This is a genomic window from Actinorectispora metalli (assembly GCF_056323685.1).
The window spans coordinates 3,000,485-3,022,610 of sequence record NZ_JBREYE010000001.1 but is presented as its reverse complement, the minus strand read 5'-3'; the positions used below and the strand labels follow the sequence as shown (position 1 = coordinate 3,022,610).

22 protein-coding genes are annotated in these 22,126 nt (G+C 68.6%); 9 read left to right on the top strand and 13 right to left on the bottom strand.

Features of this window, described 5'->3' with window-relative positions:
• Window positions 1–7: 7 nt before the first annotated feature.
• Complete coding sequence (locus tag ACU6XJ_RS14180) at window positions 8–1,126, bottom strand: adenosine deaminase (RefSeq protein ID WP_476310879.1); 1,119 nt, start codon at window positions 1,124–1,126, stop codon at window positions 8–10.
• A gap of 378 nt (window positions 1,127–1,504) precedes the next feature.
• Here ACU6XJ_RS14180 and ACU6XJ_RS14175 point away from each other — a divergent pair, with 378 nt between their 5' ends.
• On the top strand, window positions 1,505–2,620 hold the full coding sequence (locus ACU6XJ_RS14175) for a hypothetical protein (protein WP_476310876.1): 1,116 nt from the start codon (window positions 1,505–1,507) through the stop codon (window positions 2,618–2,620).
• 335 nt (window positions 2,621–2,955) lie between these two features.
• On the opposite strand, the gene ACU6XJ_RS14170 is transcribed toward ACU6XJ_RS14175, so the two are convergent.
• From ACU6XJ_RS14170 to ACU6XJ_RS14145, 6 genes are all read right to left on the bottom strand, one after another.
• Window positions 2,956–4,251, bottom strand: a complete 1,296-nt coding sequence (locus tag ACU6XJ_RS14170; protein WP_476310873.1) for a thymidine phosphorylase — start codon at window positions 4,249–4,251, stop codon at window positions 2,956–2,958.
• Window positions 4,252–4,275: 24 nt separating this feature from the next.
• Window positions 4,276–4,680: a cytidine deaminase gene (locus tag ACU6XJ_RS14165; protein ID WP_476310870.1), complete on the bottom strand. Its 405-nt coding sequence runs from the start codon at window positions 4,678–4,680 to the stop codon at window positions 4,276–4,278.
• A 111-nt stretch (window positions 4,681–4,791) separates the two neighbouring features.
• A complete protein-coding gene (locus ACU6XJ_RS14160; protein WP_476314008.1) occupies window positions 4,792–6,063 on the bottom strand; it encodes an ABC transporter permease in 1,272 nt (423 codons plus the stop codon).
• 55 nt (window positions 6,064–6,118) lie between these two features.
• Entirely contained in the window at window positions 6,119–7,168 is a 1,050-nt protein-coding gene (locus tag ACU6XJ_RS14155) for an ABC transporter permease (protein WP_476310868.1), read from the bottom strand.
• Complete coding sequence (locus ACU6XJ_RS14150) at window positions 7,161–8,732, bottom strand: ABC transporter ATP-binding protein (RefSeq protein WP_476310865.1); 1,572 nt, start codon at window positions 8,730–8,732, stop codon at window positions 7,161–7,163. The genes ACU6XJ_RS14155 and ACU6XJ_RS14150 overlap by 8 nt, the downstream gene beginning before the upstream one ends.
• Complete coding sequence (locus tag ACU6XJ_RS14145; RefSeq protein ID WP_476310862.1) at window positions 8,725–9,852, bottom strand: BMP family lipoprotein; 1,128 nt, start codon at window positions 9,850–9,852, stop codon at window positions 8,725–8,727. The genes ACU6XJ_RS14150 and ACU6XJ_RS14145 overlap by 8 nt, the downstream gene beginning before the upstream one ends.
• Before the next feature lie 299 nt (window positions 9,853–10,151).
• Between ACU6XJ_RS14145 and sdhC the strand changes: the two genes are divergently transcribed.
• Genes sdhC through ACU6XJ_RS14125 form a run of 4 tightly spaced genes read left to right on the top strand, consistent with a single transcriptional unit; the run spans window position 10,152 to window position 13,549 of the window.
• Window positions 10,152–10,571, top strand: a complete 420-nt coding sequence (gene sdhC / locus ACU6XJ_RS14140) for a succinate dehydrogenase, cytochrome b556 subunit (RefSeq protein ID WP_476310859.1) — start codon at window positions 10,152–10,154, stop codon at window positions 10,569–10,571.
• A 1-nt stretch (window position 10,572) separates the two neighbouring features.
• Entirely contained in the window at window positions 10,573–10,992 is a 420-nt protein-coding gene (locus ACU6XJ_RS14135; protein WP_476310856.1) for a succinate dehydrogenase hydrophobic membrane anchor subunit, read from the top strand.
• Between the two features lie 20 nt (window positions 10,993–11,012).
• On the top strand, window positions 11,013–12,764 hold the full coding sequence (gene sdhA / locus ACU6XJ_RS14130) for a succinate dehydrogenase flavoprotein subunit (RefSeq protein WP_476310853.1): 1,752 nt from the start codon (window positions 11,013–11,015) through the stop codon (window positions 12,762–12,764).
• Window positions 12,764–13,549 (top strand): succinate dehydrogenase iron-sulfur subunit, encoded by a 786-nt coding sequence (locus tag ACU6XJ_RS14125; RefSeq protein WP_476310851.1) that lies wholly within the window; start codon window positions 12,764–12,766, stop codon window positions 13,547–13,549. Before sdhA ends, ACU6XJ_RS14125 begins: the two co-directional genes overlap by 1 nt.
• A gap of 58 nt (window positions 13,550–13,607) precedes the next feature.
• Here the strand turns inward: ACU6XJ_RS14125 and ACU6XJ_RS14120 are convergent, their stop codons facing one another.
• Window positions 13,608–14,483 carry a tetratricopeptide repeat protein gene (locus ACU6XJ_RS14120; protein WP_476310848.1) on the bottom strand — a complete coding sequence of 292 codons (876 nt, stop codon included), beginning with the start codon at window positions 14,481–14,483 and terminating at the stop codon, window positions 13,608–13,610.
• A gap of 106 nt (window positions 14,484–14,589) precedes the next feature.
• Between ACU6XJ_RS14120 and ACU6XJ_RS14115 the strand changes: the two genes are divergently transcribed.
• From ACU6XJ_RS14115 to ACU6XJ_RS14105, 3 genes are read left to right on the top strand one after another with little or no spacing between them, the layout of a single operon-like run.
• Window positions 14,590–15,282, top strand: coding sequence for a hypothetical protein (locus ACU6XJ_RS14115; protein ID WP_476310846.1), 693 nt, complete (start codon window positions 14,590–14,592; stop codon window positions 15,280–15,282).
• A 13-nt stretch (window positions 15,283–15,295) separates the two neighbouring features.
• Entirely contained in the window at window positions 15,296–17,071 is a 1,776-nt protein-coding gene (locus ACU6XJ_RS14110; RefSeq protein WP_476310844.1) for a hypothetical protein, read from the top strand.
• An 8-nt stretch (window positions 17,072–17,079) separates the two neighbouring features.
• Window positions 17,080–17,427, top strand: a complete 348-nt coding sequence (locus tag ACU6XJ_RS14105; RefSeq protein WP_476310842.1) for a hypothetical protein — start codon at window positions 17,080–17,082, stop codon at window positions 17,425–17,427.
• Window positions 17,428–17,506: 79 nt separating this feature from the next.
• Here ACU6XJ_RS14105 and ACU6XJ_RS14100 read toward each other — a convergent pair whose 3' ends face one another.
• Window positions 17,507–17,860 (bottom strand): hypothetical protein, encoded by a 354-nt coding sequence (locus ACU6XJ_RS14100; protein WP_476310840.1) that lies wholly within the window; start codon window positions 17,858–17,860, stop codon window positions 17,507–17,509.
• Between the two features lie 39 nt (window positions 17,861–17,899).
• Window positions 17,900–18,145, bottom strand: coding sequence for an SCO4848 family membrane protein (locus ACU6XJ_RS14095; protein WP_476310837.1), 246 nt, complete (start codon window positions 18,143–18,145; stop codon window positions 17,900–17,902).
• A gap of 61 nt (window positions 18,146–18,206) precedes the next feature.
• Between ACU6XJ_RS14095 and ACU6XJ_RS14090 the strand changes: the two genes are divergently transcribed.
• On the top strand, window positions 18,207–19,499 hold the full coding sequence (locus ACU6XJ_RS14090; protein ID WP_476310835.1) for a D-alanyl-D-alanine carboxypeptidase family protein: 1,293 nt from the start codon (window positions 18,207–18,209) through the stop codon (window positions 19,497–19,499).
• A 61-nt stretch (window positions 19,500–19,560) separates the two neighbouring features.
• Here ACU6XJ_RS14090 and yhjD read toward each other — a convergent pair whose 3' ends face one another.
• From yhjD to ACU6XJ_RS14075, 3 genes are read right to left on the bottom strand one after another with little or no spacing between them, the layout of a single operon-like run.
• A complete protein-coding gene (gene yhjD / locus ACU6XJ_RS14085) occupies window positions 19,561–20,589 on the bottom strand; it encodes an inner membrane protein YhjD (protein WP_476310832.1) in 1,029 nt (342 codons plus the stop codon).
• Between the two features lie 28 nt (window positions 20,590–20,617).
• Window positions 20,618–21,652 (bottom strand): tryptophan--tRNA ligase, encoded by a 1,035-nt coding sequence (gene trpS, locus ACU6XJ_RS14080; protein ID WP_476310829.1) that lies wholly within the window; start codon window positions 21,650–21,652, stop codon window positions 20,618–20,620.
• 32 nt (window positions 21,653–21,684) lie between these two features.
• Entirely contained in the window at window positions 21,685–21,948 is a 264-nt protein-coding gene (locus ACU6XJ_RS14075; RefSeq protein ID WP_476310827.1) for a hypothetical protein, read from the bottom strand.
• Window positions 21,949–22,126 lie beyond the last annotated feature (178 nt).

The window sequence follows — 22,126 nt, the reverse complement described above, 5'->3', positions numbered from 1 at the left end:
TGTTCGGCTACCCGCCGTTGATCAGTTTCTCGTAGCCCGGCTTGATCACGTCGTTGATGAGGGCGAGGCGTTCGTCGAAGCCGATGAACGCCGACTTCATCGCGTTCACGGTGAACCAGCGCAGGTCGGACCAGTCGTAGCCGAAGACCTCGGAGAGCGCCGCGAACTCGCTGGACACCGAACAGCCGCTCATCAGGCGGTTGTCGGTGTTCACCGTGATGCGGAAGCGCAGCCGGGTGAGCAGCCCGATGGGGTGGTCGGAGAGGGAGTTCGCCGCGCCGGTCTGCAGGTTCGATGACGGACACATCTCCAGCGGGATCCGCCGGTCCCGCACATAGCTCGCCAACCGTCCAAGGTGGACGCTGCCGTCGTCGGCGACCTTGATGTCGTCGGCGATCCGCACACCGTGGCCCAGCCGTTCGGCGCCGCAGTGCTGGATGGCCTCCCAGATCGACGGCAGGCCGAACGCCTCACCCGCGTGGATGGTGAAGTGGGCGTTCTGCTGACGCAGGAACTCGAAGGCGTCAAGGTTGCGGGTGGGCGGGAAGCCCGCCTCCGGGCCCGCGATGTCGAAGCCGACCACCCCGGTGTCGCGGTAGCGCACCACGAGGTCGGCGATCTCGGTCGCCCTGGCGTGCTGCCGCATGGCACACAGCAGGGCGCCCACCCGGATGTCGCGCCCCTGGGCCGCCGCGCGTTCGGTGCCGAGCCGGAAGCCGTCCAGCACGGCCTGCACCACCTGGTCGACCGACAGGCCGCCCTCGGTGTGCTGTTCGGGCGCGAAACGCACCTCCGCGTAGACGACGCCGTCGGCGGCGAGGTCCTCCGCGCATTCGGCCGCGACCCTGACCAGGGCCTGCCTGGTCTGCATCACCGCGACGGTGTGCGCGAAGGTCTTCAGGTACAACTCCAGCGAACCGGAATCCGCTGCTTGGCGGAACCAGTTGCCCAGTTCGGCCTGGTCCTGGTACGGCAGTTCGGCGTAACCGATTTGTCCGGCCAGATCGAGCACAGTGGACGGTCGGAGGCCTCCGTCGAGGTGGTCGTGCAAGAGCACCTTCGGCGCGAGTCGTATGTCTTCCAGCGACAACGGGGCAGTCTGCGGCATCGGAGACGGAGTCGACATGAAGTCACGGTACATCCGTCCGGGCGACTCGAGCGGCGAAACGCTCGCAACGAAGATCATGTTTAGTTATGATCAATAACGAGCGCTCAGCGACGCGAAACTTCATACTTGTGGCCTAATCGGGCCAACTGTCACGTCACTTCTGTCACGGAAAGTGGCAACTTTGCCTTGCTTGCTCACCCAATTAGGGCATACCTTCCTCGTACAACTCCAAGGGAAGTTTCAGCGTCGCCCACGGCCCCGGACCGAAACGTCGGAAAAGGGCTTAAGCACACCCTCGATGGCGCTTCTGCGCCGGGGGCTCGTGCCGGCTGTCCGGTCGGGGGTGGCTACGCTCCCCGACGTCTTCCCTATTCCCCCTCGACGAAGGTCACCGCCGTGAACGAGAACCCCTCTGCCACGATGTCGTTCGACCGCATGCGCAGCATGCTGCTGCGGGCCGCGGAAATCCGCGAGTCCGAGCAGCAGCAGGTTTTCGATGCGTTGGATGAGATCCACGCACGGCTGTCCCCGCTTGAGTCGCTGGGGTCAGTGCGCAAGCGCCTTTCCGAACTCCCCGACCGCACCGAGACCGGCGTGCTCGCCGAGCGGGTCGACGAGGCCCTGGCCAAGCTCGAGGCGCAGGACGGTGCGATCACCGAACTGCACCGCGCCGTCGACAGCCTGGTCGACAAGCTCGCCAAGCCCTTCGCCCAGCTCGACGGCCGTCTCGACGGCGTGTCCGGCCGGTTCGAGGGCGTCGCGGGCCGCATGGACGGTCTTGAGGACAAGCTGGCGCACATCCACAAGCGCCTTGACGACCTCGATCTGCACCTCGACAAGCAGGACGGCCGCATGGACGCGCTGCCCTCCTCCGTGCACGGACCGGTGCGCGAGCGCCTTGAGGCGCTGGAGACCGCGCTGCGCGGCCGCCTGGACGAGGTCGACGAGGGCGTGCACGAGCACCTCGACGGCACCCGCGAGGCGCTGCAGCGCTCGCAGGCCGAGAGCAACGACGCGCTGCTCTCGCTGGTCGGCGAGGTTCGCGACGGCACCAACGGCAAGCTGGACGACCTCGCGGGCCGTCCCGCCGTCGACCCGACCGACAAGCTGGACAGCCTGGCTGCCCGCCTCGAGCAGCTCGCGGGCAACCTCAACGATGTCACCAGCAGGATCGACACCGTCGAGGACGGCTTCAGCTCCCGCATCGGCGACCTCGCGGGCGCGATGCAGAGCGGCCTGAAGGCGCTGGACAACTCGCTGTCCAACCGCCCCGACGCCGACCGCCTGGTCTCGTTGGTGCGCAAGGCCAACCAGGAGTCCGAGGACCGGCACGCCACCCAGCTGGACGAGGCCATGGCCACCTTCGCCGAGCTCATCCTCGGTGGCGGTGGACACCAGGCCCCGCCGCCGCCGACCACCCTGCCGCAGCGCGCCCAGCGCCGCACCCGCAAGACGGTCAACGGCAACAAGATCGAGAAGCTGGACGAGGACATGGCCATCGAAGGCGCCTGATCCCACGCTGAACCGCTGAGGGGCACCCGGGGACTTTCCGGGTGCCCCTCAGTCATGTCCCAAGCCGTTGGGGGACCCCCCAAATCAACGCTACCGAAGTTCAGCGCGGAGCCGCGTTCGGTTATCCACAGGTTGTCCACAGGGCGCGTGGTGCAATTGATGAGTCGGGTCCTGCTCCTTCCGTGAACCCGATTCGGCCGTGGTGCCGGCCGTGGGTTCGGGGCATCACGGTGGGATCACCGGAATGGCGAAGGCCTTTCACACCAATCGTCGCGGCGCGAATCGTTGCTTGATCACGAAATGATCGTGGTCCGAAAAGGAACAGTCCGCGGGAATCAATCCTGGGTGCGCAGCGTCTCCAGGACGAGCGGGTGGTCGAGTTGGGGCTTGTCCGGGGTGATGGTGATCCGACCGTGCACCGCGTCCAGCGCCCCCGGAATGGCCTGCGGGGTGTCGGTGTGCAGTTCCAGGATCGGCTCGCCCTTGACCACCTGGTCGCCGGGTTTAACCAGGCACACCACACCCGCGCCGGGCTGGACGGCGTCCTCCTTGCGGGCCCGGCCCGCACCCAGCCGCCAGGCCGCGATGCCGATCGCGTGGGCGTCCATCGCGGACAGCCAGCCGTCGGCTGGCGCGAAGATCGCCTTCTCGACGTGCCGGGCCCGCGGCAGCGGGGCCTCGGGATCACCGCCCTGCGCGGAGATCATCCGCCGCCAGGTCTCGTAGGCCCCACCCGAGGCCAGCATCTCGGCGGGGTCCACTCCGGACACTCCGGCGGCGGCGAGCATCTCCCTGGCCAGCGCGACCGTCAGCGCCACCACGTCCTCCGGGCCACCGCCGCGCAGCACCTCCACCGACTCCGCCACCTCCAGGGCGTTGCCCACCGTGCGGCCCAGCGGCGTGGACATGTCGGTGAGCAGCGCGGTGGTCGGCAGGCCGTGCGCGGCGCCGATGGCCACCATGGCCGAGGCCAGGTCGCGGGCCCGGTCCGCGGTCTTCATGAACGCGCCGCTGCCGAACTTCACGTCCAGCACCAGCGCGCCCGCACCCTCGGCCAGCTTCTTGCTCATGATCGAACTGGCGATCAGCGGGATCGACTCCACGGTGCCCGTGACGTCGCGCAACGCGTACAGCTTGCGGTCGGCGGGGGCGAGACCGTCGGTCGGCGCGCAGATCACCGCGCCGACATCGTCGAGTTGGGCCCTGATCTCCGCCAGGCTGAGCCGGCCGCGCCAGCCGGGGATGGACTCGAGCTTGTCCAGGGTGCCGCCGGTGTGGCCGAGGCCGCGGCCGGAAAGCTGCGGCACGGCCGCGCCGCAGGCGGCGACCAGCGGCGCGAGCGGTAACGTGATCTTGTCGCCGACTCCGCCGGTGGAGTGCTTGTCCACGGTGGGGCGGTCCACACCGGACAGGTCCAGCCGCTCGCCGGAGTCGATCATCGCCTGTGTCCAGGCGGCGAGTTCCTCGCGGTCCATGCCGTTGAGCAGGACGGCCATCGCCAGCGCGGACATCTGCTCGTCGGCGACCTCGCCCCTGGTGTAGGCGCCGAGGACCCAGTCGATCTGCTCGGGAGTCAGCGGGTTGCCGTCACGCTTGGCGGCGATGACGTCGACGGCGGCGAACGTGGGCATCCGTTCCCCAATCAGGCGGGAGGTTCAGGCGGGCAGGTCGTCCGGCCCGAAGGCGTCGGGGAGGACCTCGCTCATCGGCAGCACCCCGCGCGGGGTGTCCAGCAGGCAGTCCGGCCCGCCGAACTCGTACAGCACCTGGCGGCAGCGCCCACACGGCATGAGCAGCCGATCGTCGCTGCCGCGGCAGGCGACGGCGACGAGCCTGCCACCGCCGGTCAGCCGAAGCTGGCCGACCATGGTGCATTCCGCGCACATCCCGAGCCCGAACGAGGCGTTCTCCACATTGCAGCCGAGGATGATCCGGCCGTCGTCGCATAATGCGGCGGCGCCGACTTCCAGGCGGGAATACGGGCAGTAGGCAAGGGTCGCGGCCTGTGCCGCGGCTGCCCGCAATTTCTCCCAGTCGATTACGGCTGCGGGATCGAACACCCTTCAGACCTTAAGCCCGTTTACCGCCGCGGCGCCACGACAAAGACCGGTTTGCGGGGTGACCGTGACAATTTCGGGAGGAAACCACCCCATTGTCGCGGCCACCCCAATTCAACTACTTCGCCGGAAGTTGATGCCGTCCGCCGCGGGCGGTCGCAATCGCTGTGCCGCCGCGGCCAGCACCACCAGCGTCACCACATGCGGAACCGAGGCGGTGAGCTGCTGGGGCACCTCGTCGGTGAACCAGTAGACCGCGTACATCGACGCGGCCGCGGCCAGCGCGATGAACGCCGCCTTGCGCTTGCGGCGCACCAGTTGCAGCACGACCACCGCGAGCAGCAGCAGGAACGCACCGTAGAGCAGGGCGTGCACGGTCGCGCCGCCCTGCCGAAGCTGGAGCGCGTCGGCGTAGCCGAACAACGTGGCACCGCCTAGCAAGCCGCCGGGCCGCCAGTTGCCGAAGATCATCGCGGCGAGCCCGATGTAGCCGCGGCCGCCGGTCTGGCCCTCCAGGTAGCCGGGCTGGCCGGGGTTGAGCACCAGCGCGGCCCCGCCGAGCCCGGCCAGCGCGCCGGACAGCGTCACCGCGAGGTACTTGTAGCGGTACACCGGAACGCCCAGCGACTCCGCCGCGTAGGGGTTCTCCCCGCAGGAGCGCAGCCGCAGTCCGAAGCCGGTCCGCCACAGCACCAGGTAGCTCACCGGGACCAGCAGCAGCGCCAGCATGGTCAGCGGCGACACGCCGATCAGCAGGCCGCCGAGGATGCCCGCCACATCGGACAGGCCGACCCGCTGCATATCCTCGAGCGAGTTCAGCCACTCACCCAGCGGCTGAGCCGAGTAGGTGTCGAACTTCGACACCGCGGGCGATTCCCGCGGGTTCTGCGACACCGGCTCGAACACCACCGTGGCCAGGTACTTCGTCACGCCCGCGCCGAGCAGGTTGATCGCGACGCCGGAGACGATGTGGTTGACGCCGAAGGTCACCGTGGCCACCGCGTGCAGCAGGCCGCCCAGCGCGCCGAACACCGCGGCCGACAGCAACCCCGCCCACGGCCCCCACTGGTAGCCGGCCCACGCCGCGCCCCAGGTGCCGAGGATCAGCATGCCCTCGAGCCCGATGTTGATCACGCCCGCCCGCTCGGCCCACAGCCCGCCCAGCGCGGCCAGCAGAATTGGCAGCGCGAGCCGCACCGTGGACTGCACGGTGCCCGAGGAGGTCAGCACCGGCAGGTCGGTGAGGAACGAGGTGGCCGACACGACCACGATCGCGACCGCCACCCAGATCAGCCCGCTTGCCCACCCCGGCAACCTGCGCCGCACCGCGGGCACGGGCCGGGTGGTCCCCGCGGGCGCGGGCGTCGCGGCGGGCCCGGGAGTCATCACCGACATGGCACCTCCGCAACGGAAACCGGCTTGAGCGACCAGCAGAACGTGCTCATGCGGCGGCCACCTCCCGGCCGACCTTGCGGCGTTGGGCGGTGAGGTCGAAGCGGCGGACGACCTCGTAGGCGACGACCACCGACAGCACGATGGAGCCCTGCATGATGATCACGATCTCGCGGGGCACGCCGATGCCTTCCAGGGCGATGCTGCTGCGGTCCAGGAAGGCCCACAGCAGGGCGCCGAAGGCGATGCCCAACGGGTGGTTGCGGCCGAGCAGGGCGATGGCGATGCCGGTGAAGCCGTAGCCCTGCGGGAAGGTCAGCGAGAAGCTGTGGTCGCGGCCGAGGATCTCCGGCATGCCGACCAGCCCGGCCACCGCGCCGGACAGCAGCATCGCGCTGATCACCATCTTCTTGGCATTCACGCCACCCGCACTCGCCGCGGTCGGGGACGCCCCGGAGGCCCGCAACTCGAAGCCGTAGCGGGTGCGGTTGATCAGCACCGAGTACCCGACGCCGATCGCGATGACCAGCAGCACCGAGCCGAACAGGGTGCCCGCGGAGCCGAACGAGATACCAGGGATCCAGCCGGACTCGGGGATCGGCGAGGTGCCGATGTTGTTGCCGCTCTGCTTGCCGAACACGTCGGCGCGCAGCAGGTAGGCGGCCAGGCCGAGGGCCACCGCGTTGAGCATGATCGTGGAGATCACCTCGTGCACGTTGCGGTACACCTTGAGCACCGCGGCGATACCCGCCCAGGCGGCGCCGACCAGCGCCGCGACGACCAGCGCGAGCACCGCGTGCAGGCCGAACGGCAGGCTCACCGAGCCCGCGACCACCGCGGCGCTGACCGCGGCCAGCCGGTACTGGCCTTCCACGCCGATGTTGAGCAGGTTCATCTGGAAGCCGATGGCCACCGCCAGCGCGGCCAGGTAGTAAATCGCCGCGGCGTTGAGGATGTCCACCGCGGTGCTGCCCTCGCCCACCTGCGTGATCATCCGCAGCAGGGCCTGGGCCGGATCGCCGCCGGAGACCATCAGGGTGATCCCGCACAGCAACGCGGAGAACACGATCGCCAGCAGCGGCGGAAGCAACTTACGCATCGGTTCCCCCTGCCATGGTGACGCCCTCCGGAGAGGTCGCGGCACCGGTCATGGCGCAGCCGAGGCCGTCGGGTGTGACCGTCGCGGGGTCGGCGTCGGCGACCAGCCTGCCGCCGAGCATCACCTTGATCGTGTCGGACAGGCCGATCAACTCGTCCAGGTCCGCCGAGATCAGCAGCACCGCCAGTCCCGCGGCGCGGGCCTGGACGATCTGCCGCCAGATCGCGCCCTGGGCGCCGACGTCGACGCCGCGGGTGGGATGGGAGGCGATCAACAGCTTCGGATCACCGGAAAGCTCGCGGCCGATCACCAGCTTCTGCTGGTTCCCGCCGGACAGCGCCGCCGCCACCACGTCGATGCTCGGCGTGCGCACGTCGAACTCGGCGACGATCCGCTCGGTGTCGCGGCGAGCGCCAGGGATGTCCAGCCAGACGCCGCGGGAGACCGGCGGTCGGCCCTGGTGGCCGAGGATGCGGTTGGCCCACAGCGGAAGCTCGAGCAGCAGCCCGTGCCGGTGCCGGTCCTCGGGCACGTAGCCCATGCCCGCCTCACGCCTGGTCAGTGTGTCGGCGGTGGTGACATCGGCGCCGTCCAGCGTGATGCGGCCGCGGTGCACCTTGCGCAGGCCCATCAACGTCTCGACCAGTTCGGTCTGCCCGTTGCCCTCGACGCCCGCGATGCCCACGATCTCGCCCGCCCGCACCACCAGGTCGATATCGGCCAGCACGGGCCGGTCGGCCTGATCGCCCGCGTGCTCGGACAGCACCTCGAGGCCATCGACGCGCAGCACCTCGCGGTCGGTGACGGTGGACTCGCGGACCTGCGGCGAGGGCAGTTCGCTGCCGACCATCATCTCCGCCAGGTCGCGTGCGCTGACCTCGGCCGGGTCGACGGTGCCCACCGTGGTGCCCTTGCGGAGCACGGTGACCTGGTCGGCGATGGCCCTGACCTCGCCGAGTTTGTGCGAGATGAACAGGAAGGTGAAGCCCTGCTCGCGCATGCCGCGCAGGGTGTCGAACAGCTCGTCCACCTCCTGCGGCACCAGCACCGCGGTCGGCTCGTCCAGGATGATCACCTTGGCGCCCCGGTAGAGCACCTTGAGGATCTCCACCCGCTGCCGGTCGGCAACGCCAAGCTGCTCGACGAGCACGTCGGGCCGGACCCGCAGCCCGGTCCGCTCGGACAGCTCCGCGATGCGCCGCCGGGCCTGCTCGCCGATGCCCGCGGTGCCGAGCACCACGTTCTCCAGCACGGTGAGGTTGTCGGCGAGCATGAAGTGCTGGTGCACCATGCCGATACCGGCCTTGATGGCATCGGCAGGCGACCGGAAGCGCACGTCGGCGCCGTCCACGGCGATGCTGCCCGCGTCGGGGCGCTGCATGCCGTACAGGATCTTCATCAGAGTGGACTTGCCCGCGCCGTTCTCGCCGCACAGCGCGTGGACCTCGCCTTTGCGCACCCGCAACGACACGTCGCTGTTCGCGACCACCCCAGGGAAGTGCTTGGTGATGCCGGTGAGCACCACGATGTCCGTGGGCTCACCGGCGTGCGCGTCATCAGCCAACTTGCTCGGTTACCTTGATCTTGCCCGTCACGATCTCGTGCTTGTACCCCTCCAGCGCGGGCACCAGGTCGTCGATCTTGCCGCCGGACGTGGCGTAGCCGACGCCGTCCACCTTGAGGTCGAAGGCCTTGGGCAGCGTGCCGAGGTCGCCGCGGGCCGCGGCGGCGATGTAGTCGTAGACGGCGACGCCGACCTTTTTGAGCATGGACGAGATGATCACGTCCTTGTACTCGGCGACCACGGGCTGGTTGTACTGGTCGGCGTCGACGCCGATGGCCATCGCACCGCTCTGCTTGACGGCGGAGAACACGCCCTTGCCGGAGGCACCGGCGGCCTGGAAGATCACGTCGGCGCCCGCGTCAAGCTGGCCCTTGGCCGCCTCGGTGCCCTTCTGCGGGTCGTTGAAGCCGCTGGTGTCACCCGCGGGGGTGAGGTACTTCTTGTCCACCTTGATGCCCGGCGCGACGGCCTTGGCGCCCTGCTCGAAGCCCGCGTAGAACTTCTGGATCAGCGGGATGTCCACGCCGCCCACGAAGCCGATGTGGCACTTCTTGGTCTTGCTGGCCGCGACAACGCCCGCCAGGAAGGAGCCCTGCTCCTCGGCGAACAGCAGCGGCGTCACGTTCGTCGCACCCTGGACGAAGCCGTCGACCAGCGCGAAGCGGGTGTTGGGGAACTCCTTGGCCACCTCGCCGATGGGCTGGGCGTAGACGAAACCGATCGCCAGGATCGGGTTGTAGCCCTCCTGGGCAAGCTGGCGCAGCCGGGCGGCCTGCGCGGAGGAGTTCTCGCCCGCCGCGGCGGAGACCTCCTTGACCTGGGTCAGCCCAAGCTCGGCCTTGGCCTTGGTGACACCCGCGACCGCGGAGTCGTTGAAGGAGCCGTCACCCCGGCCGCCGATGTCGAAGGCGAGACCCACCTTGAGGCCGCTCGCGTCGGCACGGTTGCCCGTGGTGGCGCTGGTCGACGAGCTTGGGGGCGCCGCGGGCGCGGCATTGCGCTTGCAGTCGGTCTCACCGCCGCCGTTCTGGCCCTGGTTCCCGCCGGTTCCATCCTTGGCACAGCCGACCAACGACAGCGCCGCGGTCAGCAGCACTGTCGCGATCACACTCCCACGCATCCGACGCATCTCCCTTGCGCTACCTGCCGGTAAAGGTGTCGGAGGGCACATTAGCCGGCTGCCCTCGAAAAGTGAGCCCAGACACCTCAAATTAGTCCCTTGATCCCCCGGATGCCACGCAGCGTGTTCGCGGCGATCCTCACTTGCCGGGACAGGTGTCGGTGAAAAGAACCTCGCGGTTGTCTGGTCAGTCACAGAGGGCGTCCACGAGTGGGTCAATGGATTCGCCCGGGTCTAGCATCCCAAGAATCTGAGATAGATGTGAATCGTCCACCAGCGAGGTTGGAGGCCGTTCAAGCATGGCCAGCACCACCACCTCCACGGTATCCCCGCCCCGCGCATCGCGCGGCCTCTACCGTGGTGACCTGGGCATGTGGTCGTGGGTCGCACACCGCATCACCGGCGTGCTCACCTTCTTCTTCTTGTTCGTGCACGTACTCGACACCGCATTGGTGCGGGTATCGCCGAACGCCTACGACCAAGTCATCGAGACCTACAAGCACCCGTTCTTCGTGCTCTTCGAGCTCGGGCTGGTCGCCGCGGTCCTCTTCCACGCGCTCAACGGCATCCGCGTGATGCTCGTTGATTTCTGGGAAAAGGGCCCGCGTTTCCAGCGCCCGATGCTGTGGGTAATCATCACGATTTGGTTGCTGGTGATGATTCCCGGCTCCTACTACCTGATCAGCAAGGCCGTCGCACAGTTGCTCGGGGGTCACTGACATGGCTGTCGCCGAACCCACCGTGATCGCCCCGCCGCGCTCGCCGCGCCGCCCGGCCGCCCGCCGTAGCAACTTCGAGCTCTACAGCTGGCTGTTCATGCGCCTGTCGGGCCTGCTGCTGGTGTTCCTGGTGCTGGGCCACCTCCTGATCATGCTGTTCCTCGACAACGGCGTGCACAAGGTGAACTTCGCGTTCGTCGCGGGCCGCTGGTCCTCGCCGTTCTGGCAGTTCTGGGACCTGTCCATGTTGTGGCTGGCCCAGCTGCACGGCGGCAACGGGCTGCGCACGATCATCAACGACTACGCCCGCAAGGACGCCACCCGGTTCTGGTTGAAGATGCTGCTCTACGTGTCGATGGTGTTGATCATCACGCTGGGCACCTTCGTCATTTTCACCTTCAACCCGAACATCGGCTCGTAGCGCGCTAAGGGGCTTGTCCAATGCAGTTCCACAAATACGACGTGGTGATCATCGGCGCTGGCGGCGCCGGGATGCGCGCGGCCATCGAGTCCGGTCAGCGCGCCCGCACCGCGGTTCTCACCAAGCTCTACCCGACCCGCTCCCACACCGGCGCGGCGCAGGGCGGCATGTGTGCCGCGCTGGCCAACGTCGAGGAGGACAACTGGGAGTGGCACACCTTCGACACCGTCAAGGGCGGTGACTACCTGGTCGACCAGGACGCCGCCGAGGTGATGGCCAAGGAGGCCATCGACGCGGTGCTCGACCTGGAGAAGATGGGCCTGCCGTTCAACCGCACGCCCGAGGGCAAGATCGACCAGCGTCGGTTCGGCGGGCACACCCGCAACCACGGCGAGGCCGCGGTCCGCCGCTCCTGTTACGCGGCCGACCGCACCGGCCACATGATCCTGCAGACGCTGTACCAGAACTGCGTCAAGCACGGCATCGAGTTCTTCAACGAGTTCTACGTGCTGGACATCTGCCTGACCGAGACGCCCACCGGCCCGGTCTGCACCGGCGCGGTGGCCTACGAACTGGCCACCGGCGAGATCCACGTCTTCCAGGCCAAGGCCGTGATCTTCGCCTCCGGCGGCTTCGGCAAGGTCTTCAAGACCACCTCCAACGCGCACACCCTGACCGGCGACGGCATGGGCATCGTGTTCCGCAAGGGCCTGCCGCTGGAGGACATGGAGTTCTACCAGTTCCACCCGACCGGCCTGGCGGGCCTGGGCATCCTGCTCACCGAGGGCGCCCGCGGCGAGGGCGCGATCCTGCGCAACGCCTCCGGCGAGCGGTTCATGGAGCGCTACGCGCCCACCATCAAGGACCTGGCGCCCCGCGACATCGTGGCCAGGTCGATGGCGCTGGAGGTCCGCGAGGGCCGCGGCGCGGGCCCGAACAAGGACTACGTGCTGCTCGACTGCACCCACCTCGGCGCCGAGGTGCTGGAGTCCAAGCTGCCCGACATCACCGAGTTCGCCCGCACCTACCTGGGCGTCGACCCGGTGAAGGAGCCGGTGCCGGTGTACCCGACCGCGCACTACGCGATGGGCGGCGTGCCGACCGACATCCGCGGCCGGGTGCTGCGGGACAACGACACGGTGGTGCCGGGCCTGTACGCCGCGGGCGAGGTCGCCTGCGTCTCGGTGCACGGCGCGAACCGGCTGGGCACCAACTCGCTGCTGGACATCAACGTCTTCGGCCGCCGCGCGGGCATCGCCGGTGCCGAGTACGCGCTGTCCGTCGAGCACACCGAGCTTCCGGAGAACCCCGAGACGCTGGTGATCGACCTGGTGGAGAAGCTGCGCAACTCCACCGGCGGCGAGCGGGTGGTGGACCTGCGCACCGAGCTTCAGCAGACCATGGACGCCAACGCCTCGGTGTACCGCACCGAGGAGACGCTGAAGCAGGCGCTGCACGACGTGCAGGCGCTCAAGGCGCGGTATGCCAACGTGTCCGTGCAGGACAAGGGCAAGCGGTTCAACACCGACCTGCTGGAGGCCGTCGAGCTTGGCTTCCTGCTGGAGTTGGCCGAGGTGCTGGTGGTCGGCGCGATCAACCGCAAGGAGTCCCGCGGCGCGCACGCCCGCGAGGACTACCAGGCGCGCGACGACGTCAACTTCATGCGGCACACCATGGCCTACAAGCAGGGCACCGGCCTGACCGCCGACATCCGACTCGACTACAAGCCGGTGGCGTTCACCCGCTACAAGCCGATGGAGCGTAAGTACTGATGACCGCAACTCTGGACGAGACCGTCTCGGGCTCGCGCGGCTCCGTGCCCCCCGCCCCCGAGGGCTCGGTGACCGTCACCGTCAAGATCCGCCGCTTCAACCCGGAGGTCGACGAGGAGCCCCGCTGGGACTCCTTCGACGTCCCCGCGCTGCCGACGGACCGCGTGCTGAACCTGCTGCACCACATCAAGTGGTACCTGGACGGCACGCTGACCTTCCGCCGTTCCTGCGCCCACGGCATCTGCGGTTCGGACGCCATGCGCATCAACGGCGTGAACCGGCTGGCCTGCAAGGTGCTGATCAAGGACCTGCTGTCCGGGCGGGGCAAGGCCACCACCATCACGGTGGAGCCGATCAAGGGCCTGCCGGTGAACAAGGACCTGCTGGTCGACATGGAGCCCTTCTTCGAGGCGTTCCGTGCCGTCAAGCCGTACCTCATCACCTACGGCAACGAGCCCACCCGCGAGCGCGTGCAGTCGGCGGCGGACCGGGAGCGCTTCGACGACACCACCAAGTGCATCCTGTGCGCCTGCTGCACCACCTCGTGCCCGGTGTACTGGACCGAGGGCACGTACTTCGGCCCGGCGGCGATCGTCAACGCCCACCGCTTCATCTTCGACTCCCGCGACGAGGGCGCCGAGGAGCGGCTGGACATCCTCAACGACGTCGACGGCGTCTGGCGCTGCCGCACCACCTTCAACTGCACGGATGCCTGCCCCCGCGGCATCCAGGTCACCAAGGCCATCCAAGAGGTCAAGCGCGCCCTGCTGTTCAAGCGCACCTGACCCGGAGAACCCCGTACAAGGGCGGTCGGTCTTCGGACCGGCCGCCCTTGTGTTTGCCTCAGATGCCGCTGGAGACGAGCAGCGGGGCCTTGGCCTGGGCGGTCAGCTCCCACCGGCGGTGTCGGCGGCTGACCACGTAGCCGAGTACGAGGCCCGCGCCGACCAACGCGCAGGTGATCACGACACCGAGGTTGTCGTTGAGCGCGCCGAGCGGGATCAGGGCGGTCATGAGGGTGAAGAGGGCCACCAGACGGAGATCTCTGCGGTAGACCCGCCAGACGGGGTTGCGGGCCTCGCGGGTCTCCGCGAGCAGCTCCGCCGCGGCGGCGGTCAGCTCGGCGTCGTCGACGTTCAGCTCCAACATCAAGGCCGCGCCGCGTTCGCACTCCGCCAATTGGGCGGGGCTGGTGATGACCGGCTCGCCGTTGCGCGACCGCGCCCGCACGGCCACCGTGCTCAGGTGCAGCGCCAGCGCCAGGTAGTAGTCGATGGCGGGGTGCCCGGGGTGGTGGGAGCCCACCTCGGCGGCGAACCGGCGCGCGCTGCCGGTGTCGCCCAGCGCCGACAGTGCGACGGACAGGCCCAGTCGTGGGATCGGGTGCTCGGGCAGGGCCGCCACGGCGGAGTCGTAGCACGCCGCGGCGCGGTTCCAGTCCCCGCGCACCGCGAAGGTATCGCCCATCACCACCGCGAGCAGCGGGTCCGACCCCCGTATCGCGAGCCGCTCGGCCTCGTCCCAGCGCGCGGAAGCCAGCGCGGACAGCGCGGCGAATCGGTCCGCGTCGCCTTGCGGTCCGGCCTCGGCCTTCGGCTCGTCCGCCTCGACCGCCTTGAAGGCCAGGCCGCGAATTCCGGCGGACTCGTCCAGCTCCCACTTCCGCCACAGGTTCCGCCACTGACGTTCCGGCGACCAGCAGTTGTGCAAGTTCTTCACCATTCGCACCCCAGAACTATTTGACGCTGAAATCAAATGTCGCCCCCCTGGCCTGCCGCGACGCGGACACATTAACGTATGCGCAATGCGTCATCGGGAGGAATCTGTGGACTCTTCGCGGCCGCGCTCCGATACCACCCGGGAAAACAATTTCCTGGCGCGGTGGGACTCCTGGCAGCTGGGAATGGGGCTCGCGGGCGGATATCTCGCCGTGGCCGCGGCGGTCGCGGTGCTGATCATGTATGTCGGCGCCGAAGAGCCGGTGGACGCCGCGCCACGGGACGACCTTGGTGCGCAGACCCAGTCTTATATTCCCGCGCCCACCACGACCTTCTCCCGCTCCTCGTCCACCGCGGAAAGCCCGCCGTCGGCGGTGCCGCCGGGGTTCCAGTCCGTGGTGAGCCGCGAGGGCTTCCAGACCGTGGTGCCGGTGGATTGGACCATCGAGCCGGGCGACCACCTCGGCATGTTCAAGGTGACCGACCGGGACAACGACCTTCTGCTCTACTACGGCATCCGCCCGGAGTTCGTCTCCGATGTCCACCAGTACGTGCAACAGATCCAGCGCGATGTGGCGCTGGAGGATGCCGTGCCCATTCGGCTCGAATCCACAGTATTTCACGGATACCCGGCAGCGACCTGGGAAATCGAGTTCGAGAAGAACGGCAGACGCAAGTTGACCGCGCTGTACTGGGAGAATCAGGGCACGGTCTACTTCATTTACGCGAGCGGGCCTGTGACCAGCGAGAACGAAATTCAGCGCGTATTCACCGTCATGCGCGAACACGCACGGCCGTGAACAAGGGGGAGAGTTGAGCAGCACGGGTGAGATCGGGGTGTGGGCGCCGCCTGTTCCTGCGGCGTGGACCACCCGGGTGGCGGACACGCCGCGGCAGCGGGACGAGCCGTCCCGCTACCTCTCGGCGGCGGCGCATTCCGACCAGGACTTCGCCGACATGGCCATCCGAGAGCTACTGGTGGAGCCCTACCGAGCCGTGGCGCCATCGCCCGGCTACGACGCGGCCGCCGTGCTGCGGGAGGCGGTGGCAGCCCGCTCCCGCAGGCGGGTCCGCGATGCCCTGCTGCTGGCGCTGCTCACCGCCCTGGTGGTGAGCAACCCGGGACTGGTCGTCTCGTGGACGACGACGATCCTGTGGGTCGCGGCGGTCATCTCGATGGCCAGGTTCGTCCGGTCGCTGGCGCGCGGCGAGATCTCGTGGAGCCGCGGTTCGGTGGCGCACGCCTTCCTCCAGGGTGTCTTCCGCTTCTTCCGCACCAAAGCTCTGAGCCTGCTGGCCATCCTGGTGGCGTGTTTGCTGGCGTTGACGATCCCCGTCGTCTTCGACTACGGGATCGACTCCTTCGCCTTCTTCGGCGTTTCCGACGTACTCGAGGCCGAAGCCGAACTCACCCTTCGGGACCTGGGGCTGGGCCTGGTGATGCTCGCCGTGATGCTCGCCGACCGACTCGCCGTGCACACCCTGCTGACCCGCTGCTTCCGGCACCGCGCCGCCTTCCAGCGCGATCCGGCGAACGACCCGTCGCCCTTCACCCGGTTCTTCCGGACCCTGAACACGGGCGCGTTCCGCGACCAACTCGATCGGGTGGCGCGGTTCGACGACAACGGCACCAACGTGATCGTGCACCGGGGGTTCCACCCGTTCGTCGGCGCGGGCGGACCGTCCAAGCCGTGGTCGATCACCATTCGGCTGGGCCGGGAGGACAGCCTGGTCGAACCGGAGCCCTTCACCCTCTCGGAACTGCACAACCGGATCGGTGCCGGGTTGACCAAGCTCGGTGACTCGCCGGGCCTGTCGCCGAGCAGCAGGCTGCGGGATCTGGCGACCAGCGACTGGGTCTTCGTGGGCATCCACCCGCTGCTGGACCACCTGGACGATCCGCAGACCAACCAGATCCTGCCGACTCTCGACGCGCCGCCGGTGCAGCGGGTCTCCGCCGAGGAGATGGCGCGCATCGCGGAGCAGCCGCTCGAGTGGATGCGCTATTACCGCTGCTACCAGATGGAGACCTGGGACCGGGCGCTGACCATCACCGTGCACGTCCACCTCGGCGCGGACCAGGAGCACCTCTACATCGAATGGCAGCCCCACGTGCTGCTGCCGATCAAATCGGAGTACCGGCAGGTGGACGGGATGTCCTCGGCGCCGTGGCGCACGATCCTCCGCGGCCTCGGCGAGTGGGTGTACATGCCCCTGTCGGTGACGCGCCGAGGGCGTCAACTGGCCGACGGCATGACGCCGATCCGCGATGAGCCGGGCATGCTCGTGCCCGCCAAGTACGGCTCCGCGGTGAGCCTGCGCGAGCTGGCCGCGGCCGAGGAAGTGGACAACTACTTCCAGCTCGTGGACATCAAGCGGTACCTGAAGCTGCTACAGCAATCCGCCTTCCACACCATCGGCGACTTCCTGACCGGCAAGGGCTACTCGGCCGCCGAGTTCAGCGAGAAGGCCACCGAGATCAACAAGACGTTCAACTTCATCGAGGGCCCGGTGCACAGCAGCGTGATCGGCAGCAGCATCAGCGGCAGCGGACACAACATCAACCTCGGCGGCGGCGCCAAGAATTGAGGACCGACATGTCGGAAGGCCGCTTCACCAACCGCATCACCGGCGGGGTCCACGGCTCCATCGTGGGCTCACAGATCTCGGGCGAGAACCACGTCATCAACGTCAGCACGGGCGGCGCGGGCCGGGAGGCGACCGCGGCCACGCTGATCGACGAGTTGCGGGTACTGCGCGAGAAGCTGCCCACCGACGCGGACCAGGCCCGCTACGAGCTGGACGAACTCACCGAGGCGGTCCGCCAGGACGACGGCCCCACCGCCAAGGTGCGCCACGCGGGCCTGCGCAAACTCCTCACCCCGCTGGCGGTCTCCGCCAACCTCAGCCAGATCGCCGCCTTGGTCGAGGCCCTCTTCGGCTGAACCTGCCGCGATGCAAGACCCGTACGCCGCGGTCGCGTCGACGCTATGACGAAGGTCTCATACTGACGGCTGAATAAGGTCAGGCGCCCGTCCAGAAGACGGCTATGCCGACGTTCACCACCGTCAGGCCGACCAGGGTGGGGGCGAGCCAGGTGGGGATCTTGGGCTTGCTGACGTAGCCGAAGGCGAGCAGGCCGATGGCCACCAGCACCAGCATCTTGATGCCCAGCTTCATGTGGTCGTAGTCCTGGTCCGTCAGCGGGGCCAGGACGTAGAGGGCGACGCCGGTGAGAAGCTGCAGGCCGGTGGCGTGCAGCCAGCCCTTGTTGAGCGGGCCCTCCGGCGCGGTGCGACGCTGCACAAGGAACATTGCGACCAGCATGGCCATTCCCAGCAAGTGCAGGAAGACCAGCAGCAACCGGACGAACTCCATGGGCGTCCTCTTCTTGGTGCGGTGGTGGGTGGTGGCGTGTCAGTCGGAACGTGATGTGCGGCGGGACGCCGCGAAACCTCGCCAGCCGATCGTACCTATCACCGTGCCGAAGATCAGGGACAGCAGCGTGAGTACAAGGTGGACAGTGAAAAAGCCGGTCGGCGCCCCGTCGGGGGCGAAGGAGCGCGGGTCTTTGGTGATGTTGGACAGGAACATCGGCCAAATCACCCAACTCCACACTGCGAAACCGAGCAGAAACAGCGAAGATCGACGTGAGAGCACCACTGCGGCAGTATCTGCCGGACCGCTTGAGTACGCCCGATCGGGGGTGGCTAGCCTGGCCACGATGCTCCCCAACAGACCGCGCCCTGCCGCGGCGCTGACCGCCGCGCTCGCCACCGTCCTGGCCGCCGTCCTCGGTCTTCCCGGGGTGGTGGCGGCAGCCGATATTCGGCTGCCCGCTGCACAGGAGAACCCTGTGCAGACCGCGCAGCCCCCTGCGCCCGCAAGCTGCCCCTTTCGGACCGCGCCGCCACCGCCGGTGGACACCTCGGAGCAGCCCAAGCCGGGTCAGCCCTCACCCGCTCCGCCTGCCGTGCCGGACAAGCCGGTAGGCGGTGACAAGCTGGGCGGCTGTGACCTTGTGCTGCCGCCGAACGCACCGCCCGTGCCCGGCACCGTCAACGCCGCCTCCTGGGTCGTTGCCGACCTCGACAGCGGCGCCGTGCTGGCCGCCAAGGACGCCCACGGGCGCCAGCGGCCCGCATCCACCATCAAGGTGCTGACCGCGCTGGTCGCGCTGCGCGAACTGGACCCCGACAAGACCGTCGCGGGCACCCAGGAGGACGCCAACCAGGAGGGCTCCAAGGTCGGTGTCGGGCCCAACGGCCAATACACCGTCCGCCAGCTTGTGCAGGCCATGGTGATGAACTCCGGCAACGACGCGGCGCACGCGCTGGCCCGTCAGCTTGGCGGCGTCGCCGAGACCGTGCGCAAGATGAACGAGGCCGCGAAGGAACTCGGCGCGCTGGACACCAGGGCGGCCACGCCGTCCGGGCTGGACGCCGCGGGCCAGACGACCTCCGCCTACGACATGGCGTTGATTTTCCGGGCCGCGATGAAGGACCAGGACTTCGAGCGGGCCGTCGGTTTGCAGAAGATCGCCTTCCCCGGCTACGGCGGCAGGCCCGGCTTCGACCTGGACAACGACAACAAGCTGCTGAGCAACTACCAGGGCGCCATCGGCGGCAAGACCGGCTTCACCGACGACGCCCGGCACACCTTCATCGGCGCCGCCCAGCGCGACGGCCAGCGGCTGATCGTGGTGCTGCTGCGCAGCGAGCCCAAGCCCGCCAAGCTCTGGCAGCAGGCAGGCGCGCTGCTGGACTACGGCTTCGCGCTGCCGCCCAAGACGCCGAACGTGGGGCAGCTTGTCGACAACGGCCGTGACGGCGAGGGTCAGGCCATCGTGCGTGACCCGAACTCCTCCAACCAGGCCATCGTCGGCGACAACCACACCACCTTCGGCACCTACGGCGTCCCGGTGACCATCGCCGGTGGCGTGCTGGTGCTCGCCGTCGGCGCCCTGAGCGTCAAGAAGCGCCTCGCCTCCGCCCGCCGCAGGGCCGCCGCCAAGTAACCCGTTTCAGCGACCAGGGCTCCCCGACGCGTCGGGGAGCCCTGGTCGTTGACGGCCAAAATCAGGCGCGGCGACGGAGAAGGCTGCGGAGGGCCAGTGCGGCCGCGGCGCCCGCGCCGATCAGGCCCGCGGCGGTGCGGGCGTCGGGGGCGTGGCGGACCTCCACCACCGGGCGGATGACGGCGGGCGGCGGGGGCGCGATGGGCTCGGGCACCAGGTTGTCGCGCGAGGTGGCGGTCCATGCGGTGACGAAGAGCAGGAACCTCGACATCAGGTAGACGAACACCAGCCCGCCCAGCACGGGGCCGAACACCGCCCCGGAGGGTGAGTCTGTGACGCTGCGCAGGTAGTAGCCGCCGACCTGCTTGAGGATTTCGAAGCCGACCGCGCCGAACAGGGCGCCGCGGGCCGCGCTGCGGACCGTGACGGGCTTGCGGGGCAGCCGGGACAGCACCCACAGGAACACCAGCCAGTTGGCCAGCAGCGACAGCAGCACCGAGGCCACCACGATCGTCACCCGCGCCAGCGGAGTGTCCTCCAGGCCCGTCCAGTCCAGCAGCAGCTTCGCGAAGCCCGCACCCACCGCGGTGAGGCCGAAGGAGAACACCAGCGCCAAGCCGAGGCCGAACAGGGCCAGCAGGTCCATCAGCGTGGTCCGCAGGAAGGGCAGGTCCTCGCGGGCCTGGCCCCACTGGGCGGTCAAGGCGTCCCGCAGGTTGCTCATCCAGCCCAGCCCGGAGTACAGGGCGACCGCGAAGCCGATGAAGCCGACGCCGCGGCGGGCCTCGATGGCCTTATCCACGAATTCCTTGAGGTCCTCGCCGAAGCCGCCGGGAGCCAGCAGCGCAAGCTCCTCCTTGAGCTCCACCATCAGGTCGGGCCTGCGGTAGAGCACGAAGCCCGCGATGGAGAACGCGATCATCACCATCGGCACCAGCGAGAGCACGCTGAAGAACGTGATCGCCGCGGCGTAGTGGTCGCCGTAGCGGTCCTGGTACCGGCCTGCTGCCCGGATCAGGTGATCCAGCCAGGGGTTCTTGTCCCGCAGCCGCTGGAGCCGCGATGGGGCTGCCCCGTTGTTCCCTGTCACGCGCAGAACCTATCGGTTCCCGCCGAGATCAGCTGTGTGCGGGCAGGAAGCCGACCTTGTCGTAGACGCCTGCCAGGGTTCGGCCCGCGACCTCGCGGGCGCGTTCCGCACCGCGGCCGAGCACCTTGTCCAGTTCGGCCGGATCGTCCAGGTAGGAGCGCACTCTGGTCTGCAACGGGGTGACGAACTCGGCGACCACCTCGGCGAGATCCTTCTTCAAATCGCCGTAGCCCTTGCCCGCGTAGTCCTGCTCAAGCTCGGGGATGGCGCGCCGGGTCAGGGCGGAGTAGATGGTCAGCAGGTTGCTGATGCCCGCCTTGTGCTCGGGGTCGAAGCGGATCTCCCGCTCGGTATCGGTCACCGCGGAGCGGATCTTCTTCGCCGAGACCTTGGAGTCCTCCAGCAGGTCCACGATGCCGTTCGGGCTGGAGGAGGACTTACTCATCTTCGAGCCGGGTTCCTGAAGGTCGAAGATCTTGGCGGTGTCCTTGACGATATGCGGGGCGGGCACCGTGAAGGCCCGGCCGAATCGCTTGTTGAACCGCTGGGCGAGGTCCCTGGTCAACTCGATGTGCTGGCGCTGGTCCTCACCGACGGGCACCGCGTTGGCCTGGTAGAGCAGGATGTCGGCTGCCTGCAGGATCGGGTAGGTGAACAGACCCACGGTGGCCCGGTCGGCGCCCTGCTTGGCCGACTTGTCCTTGAACTGGGTCATCCGGCTCGCCTCGCCGAAGCCGGTGAGGCATTCCAGCACCCAGTTCAGCTGCGAGTGCTCCGGAACGTGGCTCTGCACGAACAGCGTGGAGCGGTCCGGGTCGATGCCCGCCGCGAGCATCTGGGCGGCCGAGACCCTGGTGCGCTGCCGCAGGACCTTGGGGTCGTGCTCGACGGTGATCGCGTGCAGGTCGACCACGCAGTAGAACGCCTCGTACTCCTCTTGCAGCGCCACCCAGTGCTGGAGCGCACCGAGGTAGTTGCCCAGGTGGAAGGAGTCGTTGGTGGGCTGGATCCCGGACAGCACGCGCGGGCGGCGGTCCTGGGTTGCCTCTGCGTTCGGTTGCACGGCGGGATTGTCTCAGCCGAAGGGAGACCGGCTCAACGCAGTATCTCAGCGCGCTTGCGCTCCTCCACCACGCTGCGGCGGCGCCGGACGAGACCCGCGACCATGCCGCTGACGCCGAGCACGATGGCGGTCAGGCCGACCGGCCCGCCCAGCACCATGCCGGAGCCAAGACCCAGGTCGGCGGCGAGTTCGGGGGCCGCGATGGCGGGGGAGGCGGTGAGCAGGCTTGCCGGCATCGCGACCAGGGCGGCGACGCCAGCGCGTCGCTGCGCACCGGCGCATCGATTACGGATCACAGCTCCTCCTCGCCGAGCAAGTACCTCGTTCGGGGGCAAGGCACTTGTGCAACGTCTCGGAAGACTACACAAAGTGCCCGCCAGGGTTGTTCACGCCAGGCAACAACCCGGTCACGGCGGCAGAGATTACCGATCCGCGGGACGGCCCGAAAACGGGGTGGGGGTACCGCGCCCCCAC